Below are 17,810 nucleotides of genomic sequence, written 5' to 3' on the forward strand. Positions count from 1 at the left end.
CCTTGGCACCGGCGGCATGATCACCAAGGTGCTGGCCGCCAAGCGGGCCGCCCGCAGCGGTGCCCACACGGTGATCGCCAGCGGCCGGGAGGCAGACGTGATCGAGCGCCTGGCCGCGGGGGAAGCCATCGGCACCCTGCTCCTCTCCCGCACCGAACCCCTGGCCGCCAAGAAGCAATGGCTCGCCGACCACCTGCAGACCGCCGGCCAGCTCTATCTCGATCCAGGCGCGGTCAAGGCCCTGCAGACCGGCAAAAGCCTGCTGCCGATCGGCGTCCTCTCGGTGATCGGCGAATTCGAGCGGGGCGCGGCGGTGGCCTGCATCGCCCCGGATGGCCGGGAAGTGGCGCGCGGCCTTGCCAATTACGGCAGTTCCGATGCCCGCCGCATCGCCCGCCACCCCTCCCAGGAGATCGAATCCCTGCTCGGCTATGTAGATGAGCCGGAGATGATCCATCGCGACAACCTGATCCTGCTGGCCTGAACGGTTTTTTGCCCACGCATTTGCCACGCCTTTGCCACGTTTTTTGCCACGTTTTTTGCCACGTTTTTTGCCACGCTTTTTGCCCACGCCTTTTACCCTGCCTTTACCCCTACCCGGCCTCCCACCCATGCCTCCCATCGCCATCATCGGCTGCGGCCCCGCCGGGCTGATGGCCGCCGAAGTGCTCGCTGGCCGGGGCTACCCGGTACATTGCTTCGACGCCATGCCCAGCGCCGGGCGCAAGTTCCTGATGGCCGGCAAGAGCGGACTCAACCTCACTCACAGCGAGCCCTTTCCCGATTTCATCCGCCGCTATGGCAGCGCCTCCTCGCGCCTCGAAGCCGCCCTGGCCGCCCTGCCGCCCGAGGCCCTGCGCGCCTGGGCCGCAACACTGGGCATTCCCACCTTCATCGGTAGCTCCGGCCGGATCTTCCCCGAAGGCATGAAGGCCGCCCCCCTGCTGCGCGCCTGGCTGCACCGGCTGCGCCAGCAGGGAGTGCGTTTTCACATGCGGCACCGCTGGAACGGCTGGCAGGGGCAGGCGCTTTGCTTCGACACCCCGGCCGGCCCCCTCAGCTTCACCCCTGCCGCCACCCTGCTCGCCCTGGGCGGTGCCAGCTGGCCGCGCCTGGGCTCCGACGGCCGCTGGGCGCCCCTGCTGGCCGAGCGGGGCATCGCCCTTGCGCCCTTGCGCCCGGCCAACTGCGGTTTCATCGTGCCCTGGCGCGAACATTTCCGGGAGCGTTTTGCCGGCGCGCCGGTGAAGAACGTCTGCGCCGGCGCCCCGGGCTTTGCCCCGCGCCGGGGAGAATTCGTCATCAGCCGCGAGGGGGTCGAAGGCAGCCTGATCTACGCCCTTGCGGCTCCGCTCCGGGATGCCCTGGCACAGGATGGCGAAGCCGCCATCAGCCTCGACCTGGCCCCGGACAAAAGCCTGCAAGCCCTGCAAGCCGCGCTCAGCCGCCCCCGCGGCCGCGATTCGCTCGCCAACCACCTGCGCCGCCAGGGCGGCCTCACCGGCGTCAAGGCCGCCCTGCTGCGCGAATGCCTGCCCCCCCAGAGCCTTGCCGACCCGGCCCGGCTCGCAGCCGCGATCAAGGCCCTGCCCCTGCCGGTCGTCGCCCCCGCGCCCCTGGAAGAAGCAATCAGCACCGCCGGCGGCGTCGCCCTATCGGAATTGGATGAGGATTTCATGCTGCGCCGCCAGCCCGGCCTCTTTTGCGCCGGGGAGATGCTGGACTGGGAAGCCCCCACGGGCGGCTACCTGCTCACCGCCTGCCTGGCGACCGGCCACCAAGCCGGCCTCGGCATCGCCCGCTGGCTGGCGCAAGCCACCCCCACCCGGAACTGAGCGGGGGTGGCACAAAGCCCATGAGACCGGGAGGCGGCCAAGCCAAGAGCAGGCGCAGGCCAACGACACGGTGGATGCGTTCGCCAACGGTGCCTACGAGACCAAGCTCAACCACGCCGTGGTGGATGCCTTGGACAACCACAGCGCCATGGCCGACCCGGCGTTACGACATGAGAAGGTGTTCGAGGGACTGGCGAATCAGCTGGTGGAAGCGGTGTATCGGCAGTTGCGTGGGAAGAAAGACAGTGCAGAAACGCAGCAGGCGCGATAACATGAATCATGCCTGAGACGAAGCTCTACGACGAATCCCACAAGATTTCTGACAAACGTGGAAACGGGAGCCTACGGCGAGAAGTGTGGGTTGATCATCACGGCAGGGTTGCGCGCTACAACCTTGCCTACATCAATCATGACCTCCATGCAGGAGACAACGGGCGGGTGGTTGGCTATGACAACGCCCATGGCTACCACCATCGGCACTACTTTGGCGTTGTTGAACCCATCGACTTCGTTGGTTTCGAGGACGTTGAAGAGAGATTTGAACAGGATTGGACAGCACTGAAAGGCCGCAAATGACCAAGCTCACCATCAAGACAGGTACGGAAAAGGACTTCTTTGCGCGAGGCCGTCGATTGGCCAAGGCGGCAGACCGTGGCGAGCCCATTCCCGAAGAACGCATCATCAGCTTTGAAGACCCCGCCGACGTGATGAAGCTCATTACGGTTACTCGCTTGGCGTTGTTTCGTGCGGTCAAGGAAGCGCCGGGGTCGATTACGGACATCGCCACGCGGCTGCACCGAGACCGCAGCGCGGTTAAGCGCGACCTCGACGAATTGGCACAAGTTGGGTTGGTTACGATTGTGGAAAAGACCCTCCCAGGGCATGGGCGCATGAAAGAGGTGCGAGCCACTGCGACCCGATTCCAGCTTACGGCAGAAGTTGCATAGACATAATCCTTTTATGTGGAAAGCGCTTGGCCGTGAGCACCAGGGCCTCCGCACTCGAACATCTTATTGGGGTAAGTCTCAGGAAACGGGCTCGTAATTCATCATCCCAGTCGGCGCGTTTGCGCTTGAGTCGCAGGCTGGATTTGGCGGTATCCGTGGTATCCAGTCTATCCATGCCGAAGAGGCCGGGAACGATTTTCCGGGGCGTTGTCCTTGCGGACGGTACTGGCATCTTCCTTCAGGGTGGCATCGAGCACCCAATGCAGCTGATTTCAGCTGATTTTCGATGCCCCAGTGCGAATGCACGGCTTCAGCCACTTCGGCCGGTGCGAGGTGACTCAGCGCCAGACCGAGGCGAGGCTCAAACGCGCTCACCCTGTGGATGGCCGTCTCACCGCCGCTGCCCGAACTGCGTCCCGTTGCTCGGCTTACGCGGATCCTCCACCTCCATCAGCATCGCCTTCAAAGCACTTGCCCAGATCGCTTTTTATCGCCCAAAGGATGAGAGTAGGCGGTATTTCCTCCGTGTTTACAAGTGCTTGCTGTAAGTCACCGAGGGGTAACGATTTTTGCGCGGCAGAATGCTCGAGGGATATATTCCGTTCGAATGCGAAGGCCCTGGAGCGGGGGCGGGAGTGCGCCGTCGACCTCGACAGCAGACACTGCCGCGCACTTTGCCGAGCGCCCGCAAATACGCTGCCGCTCCAGCTTGACAGTTGGGGGGGAGGACTTGATATGCTCAACGAGCATGAAAACTCCAGGAAGGTAATTCAGGGAGTCGCCATGGAGGCAAGCCCCGGGTCCTTTGCCATGAGTCCTTTGCCATGAGACTCGGGACTTGTCTCCCTTTTTAATGAACATTGGCTATCAGACCATGACATCAGAGCAGGGTCTGCAAGGGGAAGTTGGGATGCAAAGCTTTATGAGGTTCGAAAACAAGGTTGTCGTCATTACTGGCGCCGGTAGCGGGATTGGCGCTGCCGCAGCACGTCGCTTTGCATCGGAAGGGGCGATCGTCGTCCTGGCCGACTGGGACAAGACGGCCGCCGAAAAAGTGGCTTCCTCCCTGCCGGAGAAGCGGACACTGGTCATCGGCGTCGATGTCTCTGACGTGACGTCGGTCAGGGCGATGTTCGACCGCGTTGTGGAACAGTTCGGCAAAGTCGATGTGCTCATCAACAATGCCGGCGTGCATGCGACCGGCAGCGTCCTCGACTCCAGCCTGGAAGACTGGGAGCGGATCTCCGCCATTGATATCAACGGGGTAGTGTATTGCTCGAAATTCGCTCTTCCGCACCTGCTCAAGAGCAAAGGCTGCATCGTCAATACCGCTTCTGTATCGGGTCTCGGCGGCGACTGGGGAGCTGCATATTACTGCGCTGCGAAAGGTGCCGTATCCAACCTGACACGCGCGATGGCACTCGACCACGGCGGAGCCGGGGTGCGGGTCAATGCCGTTTGTCCGAGCCTGGTAAAGACCAACATGACCGCCAACTTCCCGGAAGCGGTGAACCAGAAATTCAATGAACGCATCCCGCTCGGTAGAGCTGCAGAGCCTGAAGAGGTCGCTGCGGTCATGGCCTTTCTTGCCAGCGAAGATGCCAGTTTTGTCAATGGTGTCAATATTCCCGTCGATGGTGGCGTGACCGCCTCGGACGGTCAGCCTAAAATCGCCTGATCCGCTTGACGACATAAAAGCCGGCGCATGCCCTGATCCCGCGGCGGACGCGCTTTTCCGACCTGGCGGCGGCCCTGCGCCACCGGTCTGCCTTGTCCGGTGGCAGCCGGCTACAGGGCAGTCTGAATTGCCTTGACCGCCATCAGGCCCACGATCAGGCCCACGATCAGGCCCGCCATCAGGCGGGTTGGGCCGGGCCGGGCCTGGCCGCTGGAGCAGGGCCTCTGCGGCAAGCTGCAACCCGGGAACGGGCTTTGCTGTCTCATGCGGTATCGCGGTACCCTGCGCAACCCCCATCGAGAAAGCCTGCCGTGCCGGAAAACATTCCGTTCATCCAGAGCTACCACGCTCGCACCCGCCACCACTTTGAAGCTTATGCCGCGGGCCCCGGGCAACTGGATTGGGATGCCCAGCCGGCCCCTTTCCGCCACTTTCATGGCGCCCCCTGCCTGTCCCTGCCGCTGAGCGCCGATCAGTTCGAACGTCCCTGGCATGATCCAGCCCCCACGGCTGCCGTGCCCGCCGGCCTGGACAGCATCGGCGCCGTGCTGGAGCTTTCCTTCGGCCTCTCGGCCTGGAAAAGCTGGGGCCCCAGCCGCTGGGCCCTGCGCTGCAATCCCTCTTCGGGCAATCTGCACCCCACGGAAAGTTATCTGCTCTGCCGGGGCATTCCTGGCCTGGCCGATGGGGTGCACCACTACGACCCGCTCCAGCACCAGCTGGAAAGCCGGGCTCTGCTGAACCCCGGCGGCAGCCCCTGCCTGCTGCTGGGTCTGAGTTCCATCATGTGGCGGGAGGCCTGGAAATACGGGGAGCGGGCCTTCCGCTACTGCCAGCTCGATCTGGGCCACGCCCTGGGCGCCATCGCCTATGCCGCCCAGCTGCTGGGCTGGCAGGCCCGGCCTCTGGCCCTGGGCAGCGAGCGTCTGGCAAAGTTGCTGGGCCTCAACCGGAGCGAAGACTTTCCCTCCACCCCCTATCCGTTCACGGAAGCCGAGGAGCCGGAAATCCTGCTGGCCCTCCAGGCCCCGGGATTACCGCCCCCCAGCCCCGGACAGTTGCAGGCACTGGAGGCAGAACTGCAAGCTGCCTCGTGGCAGGGCCAGGCCAGCCTCATCGACCCCGATCCCGGCTATCGCTGGCCCCTGATCGACCAGGCCGCCCAGGCCAGCCGCCTGCCCGATGACTGGCTGGCCAGTCTGCCGGCCTCGCATCCAGACCCCCTGCCCCCCTTGCCGGCCCCGGACCCCGACGCTGCCAACACCCCGGGCCACGCGGCCCTGATTCGCCAGCGGCGCAGCGGCCAGCGTTACAACCCGCGCATCCCTTTGGCCAAGGACGCTTTTTACCGGATGCTCGATGCCCTGCTGCCCCGGCCGGAAACGGCACCCTGGCCGGTCCTGCCGAGCGCCGCCCGGGTGCACCTGCTCTTGTTCGTGGAACGGGTGGAGGGCCTGCCCCCCGGCCTCTATCTGCTGCCCCGCAGCCCGGCTGGGGCCGAAGCCCTGCGGCGCGACATCGCCCCGGACGATGGCCGTTTCACCGGCCAGGCCGCCGTGGCCAGGCATGACCCGGATTGCCCGCCCCACCTGGGCCTGATCTGCCTCGCCCCCCTCGAACTGTCCGAGTTGCAGCGGCTGGCCCGGGCTCTCTCCTGCCATCAGGACATCGCCGCCACCGGGGCCTTCACCCTGGGTTTCCTGGCCCGGATGGAGGAGGCCCTGGCCCTGGGCGCCGACCATTACCGCCACCTGCTGCGCGAAGCCGGGCTGCTGGGGCAAATTCTTTATCTGGAGGCAGAAGCCGCCGGGGTGCGGGGCACCGGCATCGGCTGCTTTTTCGATACGGCGGTGACCCGGGTGCTGGGCATAGAAGAAAGCGGCTGGCAAAGCCTCTACCACTTCACCGTGGGCCATCTTGTGCCGGACAGCCGCATCGAAACCGGCCCGCCCTACCCGGACCGGAGCCCCTGAAACCCGGCCTGGCCCGCAATTTGCGTATTTGCGTATTTGCGTATTTGCGTATTTGCGTATTGCCTCGCCTTACCCTCCCCTTACCCTCGCCAGGAGCAAAGCCCATGACCCCCATCCCCGCCACCGTTCCGGACAAATTCGGCCAGCCCGTCGGCCCTGGCGATCAGGTCCGCATCCTCGGTATCAGTCCCGACCCGGACATGGACGAGGAAGACCTGGAGTTATTCCTGGAAATGGTGGGCTCCATCTGCGAAGTGGAACGGGTGGATGAGGCTGGCTACGCCTGGGTCACCCTCTGGTGGGCCACTTCGGAAGGCTCCATCACCACCACCACGGCCCTGAACACCCAGGAGATGCAGAAGGTGCCCCGCTACTGAAACCTGTCGGCTTGTCGACAAGCTGACAGGAAACCCGGCCCCCAACCCTGCCCAAACCCGGCCCAAACTCAACCCAAATCAACCCCAGACGCGCTGGGCACCCACCGTCATGAGGCCGAGCCAGGTCAGGGTGAGGGAACCCCCAAGGTGCAGCAACATCAGGGCAAAGGCCCAGCCGGCTTGCCCGGCCAGCAGGCGTTCCACGGTTTCGGCGGAAAAGCTGGAAAAGGTGGTGAGCCCGCCCAGAAAGCCGGTGATGGCAAACAGCTTGAGCGCCGGAGAAATATCCGTGTGCAGGTGGAACAGCCCCACCGCCACTCCCACCAGGTAGCCGCCGATCAGATTGGTCGCCAGCGTGCCCAGCGGAATACTCGGCAACCAGGGGTTCAGCGCCATGCCCAGCAGCCAGCGGCACCAGGCCCCCAGGGCGGCGCCCAGGCCAATGGCAGCGAAATTGACTCCATTCATCTAGAAACTCCCGAAGTATCCTGGCATTTTAGCGGCGATTTCCCGAGCCCAGGACCCGCAACCGGCTTCCAGCCGCTAAAATGGCGGCCGATAGCATCAATCTCCCAGGCAAATCGTGAGTAAATCCAACCCCACCCCCGTGGCGCCCGCCGCCAATTTCATCCGCAACATCGTCGAAGCCGACCTGGCCGCCGGCAAGTACGCCCTGCGCCGCTGGGCCGGCCGGCCCGGCCTGGCTGAAGCCCATGCCCAGGCCCCCCTGGACCCGGCCAGGATCCGCACCCGCTTCCCGCCCGAGCCCAACGGCTACCTGCACTTTGGCCACGCCAAGTCGATCTGCCTCAACTTCGGCCTGGCGCGGGACTTCGGCGGCCGCTGCCATCTGCGCTTCGACGACACCAACCCGGAAAAGGAAGAGCAGGAGTACGTGGATTCCATCGTGGACGCCGTCAAGTGGCTGGGTTTCGACTGGCAGGACGAGCAGGAGAACAACCTCTACTACGCCTCCAACTATTTCCCCTGGATGCTCCAGTGCGCCGAGTATCTGATCGCCGCCGGCCATGCCTACGTCGATAGCCAGAGCGCCGAGGAAATGCGCGCCAACCGGGGCACCCTGACCGAAAAGGGCAAGGACAGCCCGTTCCGCAACCGGAGCATCGCCGAGAATCAGGACTTGTTCAAGCGCATGCAGGCCGGTGAATTCGCCGACGGCACCCACGTCCTGCGGGCCAAAATCGACATGGCCTCGCCCAACATCAACCTGCGCGACCCGGCCATCTACCGCATCCGCCACGCCACCCACCACAACACCGGCGACCAGTACTGCGTGTACCCCATGTACACCTTCGCCCATCCCATCGAAGATGCCCTGGAGAACATCACACACTCCATCTGCACCCTGGAATTCGAGGACCAGCGCCCCTTCTATGACTGGCTGCTGGAGCGCCTGGCCGAGGGTGGCCTGCTGCAGCGGCCGCTGCCGCAACAATACGAGTTCTCCCGCCTCAACCTGACCTACGTCGTGCTCTCCAAACGCAAGCTGATTCAACTGGTGGAAGAACGGCATGTCGCCGGCTGGGACGACCCGCGCATGCCCACCCTGGTCGGCGCCCGGCGCCGGGGTTACACGCCCCAGGGTTTCCAGTTGCTGATGGACCGGGTCGGTGTTTCCAAGAACGACGCCCTGATCGATTACAGCCTGCTGGAAGACTGCATGCGGGAGACCATGAACGAGCAGGACGAACGCCGCATCGCCGTGCTGGACCCGCTGAAGCTGGTCATCACCAATTACCCGGAAGGCCAGAGCGAACTCTGCCAGGCGCCCAACCACCCCCTCAAGCCGGAACTGGGCAAGCGGGACATGCCTTTCAGCCGGGAACTGTGGATCGAGCGGGAAGACTTCATGGAAGCGCCCAGCAAGGGCTACCACCGCCTCTACCCGGGCAACATGGCCCGCCTGCGCTACGGTTATGTGGTGAAGTGCACCGGCTGCGAGAAAGACGATAGCGGCAAGATCACCGCGGTTCTCTGCGAATACCTGCCGGAGACCAGATCCGGCACCCCGGGGGCCGACAGCGTCAAGGTCAAGGGCAACCTGCACTGGGTTTGCGCCGCCCACGCCTGCACCGCCGAGGTCCGGCTCTACGACCGGCTGTTCAAGACCCCCTCGCCGGGCGCTGGCGATACGGACTTCCTGACCGAACTGAATCCGGATTCCTGCCGCCGCATCACCGCCCAGCTGGAAGCCTGCCTGAAAGAGGCCCGGCCCGGACAGCGCTTCCAGTTCGAACGGCACGGCTATTTCGTGGCTGACCCGATCGACAGCAAGGCTGGCGCGCCGGTCTTCAACCGGGCCGTGACCCTGAAGGACTCCTGGGGCAAGACTGGCGGCTAGTGCCGCCGCATGAATCGACAAAGGGACCCGCGGGTCCCTTTGTTCTGACTTTGTTCTGACCGCATCAAGCGGCGATCAATCACTCACCCCGCGGTTCGCGCTTCTTGAAGGGCTTGCCGGCACCTGCCCCGGGAGCGCCAGCAGGACGATCGCCCTTCCAGGCCGGCTTGTTGCCATAGGGGCGGTCCCCCGAGGAACGGTCGGAGAAGCGCTCGCCGTAGGGCTTGCCGGTATGGGGCTTGCCCGGACCCTTGCGAGGCGGACGGCTGTCACCGGCCGGCGGCGCACTGCCATCTTCCCGGGCGATGTTCAACTGACGGCGACGCACCCAGGCGCTGCGCAGGATGTTGAGGGTTTCCCGATCCAGATCGTCGGGCAGATCGACGATGCTGTAGTCATCGAACAAGTCGATGCGGCCGATCAGACGGCTGGGCAGATTGGCTTCGTTGGCGATGGCGCCGACGATGTCCTTGGGCGAGGCGCCCTGGTTCTTGCCCACTTCGATGCGATAACGCACCATCACCACGGCATTGCCGCGATCATCTTCGCCCACCTCACCGGCGAACACGGGGCGCTCGCGCCGGGGCGGGCGCTCTTCGTTACCGGATTCCCGCTCGCGGCGCGGCGGACGCTCGGAACGCTCACCGCGTTCAGGGCGTTCAGCACGATCCGCGCGGGGCGGACGTTCAGTGAATTCGCGGACCTGGCGCAGGGGCTTCTCTTCCATGCGCAAGGGCCTATCCTTCTGGGCCATGAAGGCCAGTGCGGCGGCCACCCGTTCCGGCGAGGCTTCCTGCTCGGCCGCCAGATCGGCAACCAGATTCTCGAAGAAATCCAGATCTTCGGCGGTGAGCGTCTCGGCCACCCGTTCCTTGAACAGGGAAACCCGCTTGTCGGTCACCGCCTGGTGCGTCGGCAACACCAGATGCTCGATCGGCTGGCGGGTCACCCGTTCGATGGTGCGCAGCATGCGCATTTCCCGGGGCGCCACAAACAGGATGGCGGTGCCGGTACGGCCGGCCCGGCCGGTGCGGCCGATGCGGTGCACATAAGCTTCGGCATCGTAGGGGATGTCGTAGTTGATCACATGGCTGACGCGGGGCACGTCGATCCCGCGGGCCGCCACATCGGTGGCGATGATGATGTCCAGGCTGCCGGACTTGAGCTGCTCGATGGCACGCTCCCGGGCCTGCTGGTTCATGTCGCCATTCAGGGCGGCGGCGGAATAGCCCCGGGCTTCCAGCTTCTGGGCCAGTTCTTCGGTGGCCAGCTTGGTGCGCACGAAGATGATGGCGGCGTCCAGCCCCTCTTCCACTTCCAGGATGCGGGTCAGGGCATCCAGCTTGTGCATGCCGGATACCTGCCAGTAGCACTGGCGGATGGCTGCCACGGTCTGGGTCGCCGACTTGATCTTCACTTCCCGGGGGTCGCGCAGGTAGTTCTGGGCGACCCGGCGGATGGCGTCCGGCATGGTCGCGGAGAACAGGGCGGTCTGACGCTCGGCGGGGGTGTGCTTGAGAATCCATTCCACGTCGTCGATGAAGCCCATGCGCAGCATTTCGTCGGCTTCATCCAGCACCAGGGTCTTGAGGCCGGAAAGGGACAGGCTGTTGCGTTCCAGATGGTCCATGATGCGGCCGGGCGTACCGACGATCACATGGGCGCCCCGGGCCAGCTGCTTGAGCTGGATGCCGTAGCTCTGGCCGCCGTAAATGGGCAGCACATGGAAACCGGGAATGTGCTTGGCATAGCGCACAAAGGCTTCGGCGACCTGGATGGCCAGTTCCCGGGTGGGGGTCAGGACCAGGGCTTGCGGCGTGGCATTGCCCAGATCCAGGCGATTCAGGATGGGAATCGCAAAGGCAGCCGTCTTGCCGGTGCCGGTCTGGGCCATGCCGATCAGATCCTTTCCTTCCTGCAATACGGGGATACACTGGGCCTGGATCGGGGAAGGGGTTTCATAACCCACATCCAGCAAGGCTTTCAGTACGGCTTCGGACAAGCCCAACTGGGCAAAGGATTCAACAGTTTCAGACATTGCTTCAGACATGACTACTCCCAACGACCCCCTTTGCGGCGGTCCTCTCACATGGCGGCCAAACACATTGCCGCAAAAACCGGAAAAAAGCCCTTAACCCAGGAATGAACCCACGCACCGAAGGCTTCTCCGGCGACTCGAAGGGCGACATTCTCCACAAAAATCCGATAAAAATCAAATAAAAAGCAAATCGCAACGGCCGATCGCAGCGCTCAGGCCGGCGGCTTTCCGGCCAGCGCCTGCAGCAGGCGCTCATGAATTCCGCCGAAACCGCCATTACTCATGACGAGCACATGGTCGCCGGGACGGGCCTCGGCCACCACCTGGCTGACCAGATTCGCCAGGTCATCCTCCACCCCGGCCAGCGCCCCCAAGGGCGCCAGGGCCCCAGCCGCATCCCAGCCCAGCTGGGCGCCATAGCAATAGACCCGGTCGGCCTGTTTCAGACTGGCGGCCAGCCGGTCCTTCATCACCCCCAGCTTCATGGTGTTGGAACGAGGTTCCAGCACGGCCAGGATGCGCGCCGCCCCCACCTTGCGGCGCAACCCGGCCAGGGTGGTCTCGATCGCGGTCGGATGGTGGGCAAAGTCGTCGTACACCGTCACCCCCGCCACCTGGCCACGCACCTCCAGGCGCCGCTTGACGCTCTGGAACCGGGACAGGGAATCCAGCCCCTGCGTCAGCGGTACCCCCACATGCCGCGCCGCCAGCAGGGCGGCGCAGGCATTGGCCCGGTTGTGCCCGCCGGCCAGGGCCCAGACCGTGCGGGCGATTTCGCCTCCGGGGCCATGCAGGACCAGGGAACCATCCGCGTCATCCCCCTCGATCCGGTATCCATCCGGGGCGTTGAAGCGCTGCACTGGCGTCCAGCACCCCCGGGCCAGCACCCGCTCCAGGCTGGCCTCGGCGCCATTGGCCACGATCAGGCCGGCGGCCGGCAGGGTGCGCACCAGATGATGGAACTGGGTCTCGATCGCCGCCAGATCGGCGAAAATATCGGCATGATCAAACTCCAGGTTGTTCAGGATCAGGGTCCGGGGGCGGTAGTGGATGAACTTCGAGCGCTTGTCGCAGAAGGCCGTGTCATATTCATCGGCCTCGATGACGAAGAAAGGGGTGCCTCCCAGGCGGGCGGAGACCTCGAAGTTCAAGGGCACCCCGCCAATCAGGAAACCCGGAGCCATCCCGGCATCCTCGAGAATCCAGGCCAGCATGGAGGCCGTGGTGGTCTTGCCATGGGTGCCCGCCACCCCCAGCACCCAACGCCCCTGCAACACATGGTCGGCCAGCCACTGGGGGCCGGAAACATAGGGCAGGCCCTGGTCGAGAATCGCCTCCAGCAGGGGATTGCCCCGGGAAATGGCATTGCCCACCACGAACAGGTCCGGCTTCAGGGCCAGCTGCGCGGGGTCGTAACCCTGGGCCAGCTCGATGCCGGTGGCCTGCAGCTGCTCACTCATGGGCGGGTACACATTGGCATCGCAGCCCGTGACCCGGTGCCCGGCAGCCCGGGCCAGCTGGGCGACGCCCCCCATGAAAGTGCCACAGATGCCGAGGATGTGAATGTGCATGACAGGTTTTCCGCAGAGAACGGTTAGAATCGGGGCGCAATCTTACTTGATCTCACCCTCTTCGAGGCTTCCATGGCCCGCCACGAACGCCCCCGAGCGCACCACTCCAGCATTTCCCGCACCCAGATCGCCAGCACCGCCGCCCGGCTCATGGCCCAGGACGGCATTACCGATGTCGGCCAGGCCAAGAAGAAAGCGGCCCGGCAACTCGGCCTGCCTGAATCCATTCCCCTACCCGACAACAGCGAAGTAGAAGCCGAACTACGGCTCTATCAGGCTCTCTACCAGAGCGGCACCCACCCCGCCCAGGTACGCCGGTTGCGCGCAGAAGCCAGCCGGATCATGGATTTTCTTGCTGAATTCCGCCCCTATCTCACCGGCTCGGTGCTGGACGGCACGGCGAGCGCCTTTTCCACCATCGACCTGATGCTGTTCGCCGACAGCGCCAAGGAAGTGGAAATCTTCCTGCTCAATCAAGGCATCGATTTTGACCATGCCGAACCCCGCAACGACAAGGCGGAAGCCGTACTGCAGCTTTCCACCCCCCAGGCCGAATTCAACCTGATCATCTTTCCCCAGCAACTCGAACGCCATACCTTCCGCCACCGCGACGGCCGTCCGAGGGAACGGATCCGGCTGGACGCCCTGAATCGCCTGCTGGAGAGCGACGCATGAAGCGCATCAAGATTCTGGCCATCCTGATCCTGGCAGCGCTGGCCCTGTTTGCCGGGATGCAGTTTCCGGTCCACCCGCCGCCGGTCCACCCGACCCCTCCCGAGGCCGGTGAAGCCGCGGCCCGGCAACAACTGCTAGGCCTGAAACTGCCCGACCCCCGGGGCCAGGAAGTCAAGCTGGAGCAGTGGCAGGGCAAGACCCTGGTGGTGAATTTCTGGGCTACCTGGTGCCCTCCCTGCCAGAAAGAAATGCCCGTCTTCTCCCGCCTGCAGCAGGCCTGGAGGGAGCGGGGCGTACAATTCATCGGCATTGCGGTCGATTCAGCCGGGAATGTCGAGCGCTTTGCCGACAAGACGCCGGTTGCCTATCCGCTTCTGGTGGGCGGCACCGAAGTGATGCGCCTGTCCAAGGACCTGGGCAACCCATCCCTGGGCCTGCCCTTCACCCTGATCATCAAGGCCGACGGCCAGATCCACGCCCGCAAGCTGGGCGGCATCGAGGAAAATGAGATGGATACCCTCCTCCAGGGGGCCACGGCAAGCCCGGTCCCGAAGCAGAATCACTAGACAATTTGCTGCCAATTACGGCAAACTCGCCGCCATGACGAAGCCAAAATCCGCTTCCAGGACCACCGGAAAGCCCCGCCTGCTGGTGCTGCACGGCCCCAATCTCAATCTTCTGGGCACCCGCGAACCCCAGCATTACGGCTCGCTTACCCTGGAAGACATCAACCTGGCTCTGGCACGCCGGGCCGCCGCCGCCGACGTGGATCTGGAAAGTTTCCAGACCAACCACGAAGGGGCGCTGATCGAGCGCATCCACGCGGCCCGCTCGCAGGATGTGCGCTACATCATCATCAACCCCGCCGCCTGGACCCATACCAGCGTCGCCATCCGCGATGCCCTGGCGGGCGTGGCCATTCCCTTCATCGAGGTCCATCTTTCGAATGTGCATGCCCGGGAACCCTTCCGGCAGCATTCCTTTTTTTCGGATCTGGCCATCGGCGTCATTTCTGGACTGGGGCACGAAAGCTATTACCTCGCCCTCGAATTCCTTCTCAATAAATTCAATACGGATTGAGCCGGGTTTTCCCCTGCCTTTCCTGTTCACGGACTCCGGGAGATCCTCATGGACCTGCGTAAACTCAAGAAACTGATTGATCTGGTGCAAGAATCCGGCATTTCCGAGCTGGAAGTCACCGAAGGCGAAGAAAAGGTGCGGATCGCCAAATTTGCCCCAGCCGGCGCCGCTGCGCCCTATCCGCAATATCAACTCCCCATGGCCGCCCCCGTCGGCATCCCGGCCGCCCCCAGCAGCGTCAACCTGGATGACGAGGACGACCTGCCCGAAGGGCACGAAGTGAAGTCTCCGATGGTGGGCACCTTCTACCGCTCCCCCTCCCCTGGCGCCAATGCCTTCGTGGAAGTCGGCCAGACCGTGAAGGAAGGCGATACCCTGTGCATCATCGAGGCCATGAAGCTCCTGAACGAGATCGAGGCCGACGCCTCCGGCGTCATCAAGGCCATCCTGCTGGAAAACGGCCAGCCGGTGGAATTCGGCGAACCTCTGTTCATCATCGGCTAAGTGGTGGCGAACATGTTTGAAAAAATACGGATCGCCAGCCGCGGCGACCAGGCGCCGCAAGGCGCCGCAGCGGCGAAGCCAGATTGCCCGGCAGCCGCAGGCTGCAAGGGCGATTTCACCGCGGGAGAAAGAAATGTTTGAAAAAATACTGATCGCCAACCGCGGCGAAATCGCCCTCCGGGTACAAAGGGCCTGCCGGGAACTGGGCATCAAGACCGTGGTGGTGCACTCCGAAGCGGACCGGGAGGCGAAGTACGTCAAACTCGCCGATGAATCCGTCTGTATCGGCCCCGCCCCCTCGGCCCTGAGCTACCTGAATGTACCCGCCATCATTTCCGCCGCGGAAGTGACCGACGCCCAGGCCATCCACCCCGGCTACGGTTTCCTCTCCGAGAACGCGGATTTCGCCGAGCGGGTGGAAAGCTCCGGCTTCGTCTTCATCGGCCCCCGGGCCGAAACCATCCGCCTGATGGGCGACAAGGTTTCCGCCAAGGATTGCATGAAGGCCGCAGAAGTGCCCTGCGTCCCCGGTTCCGATGGCGCCTTGCCGGACGACCCCAAGGAAGTGACCCGGATCGCCCGCGCCGTCGGCTACCCGGTGATCATCAAGGCGGCCGGCGGCGGCGGCGGACGCGGCATGCGCGTCGTACATACCGAAGCCGCCCTGCTGAACGCGGTTCAGATGACCAAGGCCGAAGCCCAGAACGCCTTCGGCAACCCCGTCGTGTATCTGGAAAAGTATCTGGAAAACCCGCGTCACGTGGAAATCCAGGTGCTGGCCGACCAGCACGGCACGGCCGTCTACCTGGGTGCGCGCGACTGCTCCATGCAGCGCCGCCATCAGAAGGTGATCGAAGAGGCGCCGGCCCCCCTGATTCCGCCCCGCCTCATTGCCCGGATTGGCGAACGCTGTGCCGAAGCCTGTCGCAAGATCAATTATCGCGGTGCCGGCACCTTCGAGTTCCTCTATGAAAACAATGAGTTCTACTTCATCGAGATGAACACCCGGATCCAGGTCGAACACCCGGTCACCGAAGCCATCACCGGCATCGACATCGTCCAGGAACAGATCCGCGTCGCCGCCGGCGAAAAGCTGCGCTTCAAGCAGCGCGACATCAATTTCCGTGGCCATGCCATCGAATGCCGCATCAACGCCGAAGACCCCTTCACCTTCGTGCCCTGTCCCGGCAAAATCAGCTTGTATCACCCACCCGGCGGCCCCGGCATCCGGGTCGACTCCCATATTTATCAAGGCTATACGGTGCCCTCCCACTATGATTCCATGGTGTCCAAGGTGATCGCCTATGGCGACACCCGGGAACAGGCCATCCGCCGCATGCGCATCGCCCTCTCCGAAATGGGCATCGAAGGTATCAAGACCAACATCCCCCTGCACCAGGAACTGCTGCAGGATGCCCGCTTCATCGAAGGCGGCACCAGCATCCATTACCTGGAGCAGAAGCTGGCGGACAAGGGCGAGGTCAAGAAGTAAGCCATGGCCTGGATCAGCGCTGCCTTCCTCACCGATGCCGCCACGGCCGAGCCCCTGTGTGACGCCCTGCTGGAAGCCGGCGCGCTCTCGGCCAGCATCGAGGACGCGGACGCCGGCACGCCCGAGGAAAAGCCCCAGTTCGGCGAACCCGGCATGGAAACCCCGGCCACGGCCTGGGACCACTCCCGCATCGTCGCCCTGTTCGCCGAGGACGCGCCCGTGGGCCAGATGATGGCCAAAGCCGCCGCCGCCCTCGGCCTGGCCCAGGTGCCGGACTTCGCCCTGGCGCGGGTGGAAGAGCAGAACTGGGTGCAGCTCACCCAGTCCCAGTTCGACCCCATCCGCATCTCGGATCGCCTCTGGATCGTGCCCTCCTGGCACACGAGCCCGGACCCGCGCGCGATCAACCTGATCCTCGACCCCGGCATGGCCTTTGGCACCGGCTCCCACCCCACCACCCGGCTCTGCCTGGAGTGGCTGGAACGGGAAGTCAGCCCCGGCTGCAGCCTGCTCGATTACGGCTGCGGCTCCGGCATCCTCGCCATTGCCGCCGCCAGACTGGGCGCCGGCAAAGTTTCCGGCGTGGACATCGACCCCCAGGCCGTCAGCGCCGCGCGGGACAACGCAAAACAGAACCAGGTCGAGGCCCGCTTCGAGGATACGGCCGCCCCCCTCGCCGGCGAATATGACCTCGTCGTCGCCAACATCCTCTCCAATCCCCTGCGGCTGCTGGCCCCGGCCATCTGCGCCCATGTGCGCCCCGGAGGCAAGCTCGCCCTGTCCGGCATCCTGGCCGAGCAGGCCGAGGAAATCATCCAGATCTACGCCACCTGGATCCCCCTCACCGTGGCAGACACCCGCGAGGGCTGGGTCTGCCTTGCCGGCAGCCGCCCATGCTCCTGACCCGCTGCCCCGCCTGCGCCACCACCTTTCGCCTCACCCGGGAGCAGTTGCTGGCCCGAAACGGCAAGGTGCGCTGCGGCAGCTGCCGCCAGGTCTTCAATGCCAGTGAACACCTGCTGGACGAATCCCCTTCTCCCGCTCCGGCAAAGATCCCGCCTCTGGAACAAGCGGCCGCCCCCCTCCCGATACCGGAGCCGGATGTCCCACCGCAAGCGCCGCCCCCTTCCCCCTCGCCCGAAGCGCTGGAGCGCCCGGCCGCTGAACCTGAGCCCGGAAGCGAGGCCGGCGAGCGCCCCCCTGCCGCAACGGAGGCGCCCCCCCACACAGAAGCCGTAGCCCCGCCCCCCCTGCGCCCCCCGTTTCCCCCCATGGACC

The 17,810-nt window shown here is 64.6% G+C and carries 20 protein-coding genes; 16 read left to right on the forward strand and 4 right to left on the reverse strand.

Annotated elements, in window-relative coordinates; all coding sequences use genetic code 11:
* From WBH99_RS08590 to WBH99_RS08615, 6 genes are all read left to right on the forward strand, one after another.
* The coding region (locus WBH99_RS08590) for a glutamate 5-kinase (protein WP_424219669.1) at positions 1-484 on the forward strand (484 nt) is incomplete at its 5' end.
* A gap of 127 nt (positions 485-611) precedes the next feature.
* Positions 612-1,835: a TIGR03862 family flavoprotein gene (locus tag WBH99_RS08595; RefSeq protein ID WP_424219670.1), complete on the forward strand. Its 1,224-nt coding sequence runs from the start codon at positions 612-614 to the stop codon at positions 1,833-1,835.
* A 70-nt stretch (positions 1,836-1,905) separates the two neighbouring features.
* Positions 1,906-2,106, forward strand: coding sequence for a hypothetical protein (locus WBH99_RS08600; RefSeq protein ID WP_424219671.1), 201 nt, complete (start codon positions 1,906-1,908; stop codon positions 2,104-2,106).
* Positions 2,107-2,114: 8 nt separating this feature from the next.
* Positions 2,115-2,411, forward strand: coding sequence for a hypothetical protein (locus tag WBH99_RS08605; protein ID WP_424219672.1), 297 nt, complete (start codon positions 2,115-2,117; stop codon positions 2,409-2,411).
* On the forward strand, positions 2,408-2,782 hold the full coding sequence (locus WBH99_RS08610; protein ID WP_424219673.1) for a helix-turn-helix domain-containing protein: 375 nt from the start codon (positions 2,408-2,410) through the stop codon (positions 2,780-2,782). The genes WBH99_RS08605 and WBH99_RS08610 overlap by 4 nt, the downstream gene beginning before the upstream one ends.
* Positions 2,783-3,635: 853 nt before the next feature.
* The gene (locus WBH99_RS08615; RefSeq protein ID WP_424219674.1) at positions 3,636-4,460 is read left to right on the forward strand and encodes an SDR family NAD(P)-dependent oxidoreductase; all 825 of its coding nucleotides are present in this window, start codon (positions 3,636-3,638) and stop codon (positions 4,458-4,460) included.
* A gap of 110 nt (positions 4,461-4,570) precedes the next feature.
* Here WBH99_RS08615 and WBH99_RS08620 read toward each other — a convergent pair whose 3' ends face one another.
* Positions 4,571-4,693: a hypothetical protein gene (locus WBH99_RS08620; RefSeq protein WP_424219675.1), complete on the reverse strand. Its 123-nt coding sequence runs from the start codon at positions 4,691-4,693 to the stop codon at positions 4,571-4,573.
* Positions 4,694-4,771: 78 nt separating this feature from the next.
* Between WBH99_RS08620 and WBH99_RS08625 the strand changes: the two genes are divergently transcribed.
* Together WBH99_RS08625 and WBH99_RS08630 are read left to right on the forward strand one after the other, a co-directional pair.
* Complete coding sequence (locus WBH99_RS08625; protein ID WP_424219676.1) at positions 4,772-6,433, forward strand: nitroreductase family protein; 1,662 nt, start codon at positions 4,772-4,774, stop codon at positions 6,431-6,433.
* Between the two features lie 104 nt (positions 6,434-6,537).
* Positions 6,538-6,810, forward strand: a complete 273-nt coding sequence (locus WBH99_RS08630; RefSeq protein ID WP_110070891.1) for a hypothetical protein — start codon at positions 6,538-6,540, stop codon at positions 6,808-6,810.
* Positions 6,811-6,888: 78 nt separating this feature from the next.
* Here WBH99_RS08630 and crcB read toward each other — a convergent pair whose 3' ends face one another.
* Positions 6,889-7,278, reverse strand: a complete 390-nt coding sequence (gene crcB, locus WBH99_RS08635; protein ID WP_424219677.1) for a fluoride efflux transporter CrcB — start codon at positions 7,276-7,278, stop codon at positions 6,889-6,891.
* A gap of 115 nt (positions 7,279-7,393) precedes the next feature.
* On the opposite strand from crcB, the gene WBH99_RS08640 reads away from it, so the two are divergent.
* A complete protein-coding gene (locus WBH99_RS08640) occupies positions 7,394-9,172 on the forward strand; it encodes a glutamine--tRNA ligase/YqeY domain fusion protein (protein WP_424219678.1) in 1,779 nt (592 codons plus the stop codon).
* A 79-nt stretch (positions 9,173-9,251) separates the two neighbouring features.
* Here the strand turns inward: WBH99_RS08640 and WBH99_RS08645 are convergent, their stop codons facing one another.
* Positions 9,252-11,222, reverse strand: a complete 1,971-nt coding sequence (locus WBH99_RS08645) for a DEAD/DEAH box helicase (protein WP_424219679.1) — start codon at positions 11,220-11,222, stop codon at positions 9,252-9,254.
* Between the two features lie 200 nt (positions 11,223-11,422).
* Positions 11,423-12,781 (reverse strand): UDP-N-acetylmuramate:L-alanyl-gamma-D-glutamyl-meso-diaminopimelate ligase, encoded by a 1,359-nt coding sequence (gene mpl / locus WBH99_RS08650; RefSeq protein ID WP_424219680.1) that lies wholly within the window; start codon positions 12,779-12,781, stop codon positions 11,423-11,425.
* 72 nt (positions 12,782-12,853) lie between these two features.
* Here mpl and WBH99_RS08655 point away from each other — a divergent pair, with 72 nt between their 5' ends.
* The 7 genes from WBH99_RS08655 to WBH99_RS08685 all read left to right on the forward strand — a co-directional run.
* The gene (locus WBH99_RS08655; protein WP_424219681.1) at positions 12,854-13,456 is read left to right on the forward strand and encodes a hypothetical protein; all 603 of its coding nucleotides are present in this window, start codon (positions 12,854-12,856) and stop codon (positions 13,454-13,456) included.
* Positions 13,453-14,022, forward strand: coding sequence for a TlpA family protein disulfide reductase (locus tag WBH99_RS08660; protein ID WP_424219682.1), 570 nt, complete (start codon positions 13,453-13,455; stop codon positions 14,020-14,022). The genes WBH99_RS08655 and WBH99_RS08660 overlap by 4 nt, the downstream gene beginning before the upstream one ends.
* A 34-nt stretch (positions 14,023-14,056) precedes the next feature.
* Entirely contained in the window at positions 14,057-14,536 is a 480-nt protein-coding gene (gene aroQ / locus WBH99_RS08665; protein ID WP_424219683.1) for a type II 3-dehydroquinate dehydratase, read from the forward strand.
* 48 nt (positions 14,537-14,584) lie between these two features.
* Entirely contained in the window at positions 14,585-15,040 is a 456-nt protein-coding gene (accB, locus tag WBH99_RS08670) for an acetyl-CoA carboxylase biotin carboxyl carrier protein (RefSeq protein ID WP_424219684.1), read from the forward strand.
* Positions 15,041-15,173: 133 nt separating this feature from the next.
* On the forward strand, positions 15,174-16,532 hold the full coding sequence (gene accC, locus WBH99_RS08675) for an acetyl-CoA carboxylase biotin carboxylase subunit (RefSeq protein ID WP_424219685.1): 1,359 nt from the start codon (positions 15,174-15,176) through the stop codon (positions 16,530-16,532).
* Between the two features lie 3 nt (positions 16,533-16,535).
* The gene (gene prmA, locus WBH99_RS08680; protein ID WP_424219686.1) at positions 16,536-17,435 is read left to right on the forward strand and encodes a 50S ribosomal protein L11 methyltransferase; all 900 of its coding nucleotides are present in this window, start codon (positions 16,536-16,538) and stop codon (positions 17,433-17,435) included.
* A partial coding sequence (locus tag WBH99_RS08685; protein ID WP_424219687.1) for a zinc-ribbon domain-containing protein occupies positions 17,426-17,810 on the forward strand: 385 nt, incomplete at its 3' end. The genes prmA and WBH99_RS08685, both read left to right, overlap by 10 nt.

It is taken from the genome of Azovibrio sp. (assembly GCF_049658005.1).
Classification (GTDB): domain Bacteria; phylum Pseudomonadota; class Gammaproteobacteria; order Burkholderiales; family Rhodocyclaceae; genus Azovibrio.

Bases quoted from the DNA above. Each gene is read 5' to 3' on its own strand.
- WBH99_RS08655 (WP_424219681.1), top strand. From the start codon at position 12,854: ATGGCCCGCCACGAACGCCCCCGAGCGCACCACTCCAGCATTTCCCGC.
- accB (WP_424219684.1), top strand. From the start codon at position 14,585: ATGGACCTGCGTAAACTCAAGAAACTGATTGATCTGGTGCAAGAATCC.
- crcB (WP_424219677.1), bottom strand. From the start codon at position 7,278: ATGAATGGAGTCAATTTCGCTGCCATTGGCCTGGGCGCCGCCCTGGGG.
- WBH99_RS08595 (WP_424219670.1), top strand. From the start codon at position 612: ATGCCTCCCATCGCCATCATCGGCTGCGGCCCCGCCGGGCTGATGGCC.
- mpl (WP_424219680.1), bottom strand. From the start codon at position 12,781: ATGCACATTCACATCCTCGGCATCTGTGGCACTTTCATGGGGGGCGTC.
- aroQ (WP_424219683.1), top strand. From the start codon at position 14,057: ATGACGAAGCCAAAATCCGCTTCCAGGACCACCGGAAAGCCCCGCCTG.
- WBH99_RS08630 (WP_110070891.1), top strand. From the start codon at position 6,538: ATGACCCCCATCCCCGCCACCGTTCCGGACAAATTCGGCCAGCCCGTC.
- WBH99_RS08645 (WP_424219679.1), bottom strand. From the start codon at position 11,222: ATGTCTGAAGCAATGTCTGAAACTGTTGAATCCTTTGCCCAGTTGGGC.
- WBH99_RS08615 (WP_424219674.1), top strand. From the start codon at position 3,636: ATGAACATTGGCTATCAGACCATGACATCAGAGCAGGGTCTGCAAGGG.
- accC (WP_424219685.1), top strand. From the start codon at position 15,174: ATGTTTGAAAAAATACTGATCGCCAACCGCGGCGAAATCGCCCTCCGG.
- WBH99_RS08605 (WP_424219672.1), top strand. From the start codon at position 2,115: ATGCCTGAGACGAAGCTCTACGACGAATCCCACAAGATTTCTGACAAA.
- WBH99_RS08660 (WP_424219682.1), top strand. From the start codon at position 13,453: ATGAAGCGCATCAAGATTCTGGCCATCCTGATCCTGGCAGCGCTGGCC.
- WBH99_RS08610 (WP_424219673.1), top strand. From the start codon at position 2,408: ATGACCAAGCTCACCATCAAGACAGGTACGGAAAAGGACTTCTTTGCG.
- prmA (WP_424219686.1), top strand. From the start codon at position 16,536: ATGGCCTGGATCAGCGCTGCCTTCCTCACCGATGCCGCCACGGCCGAG.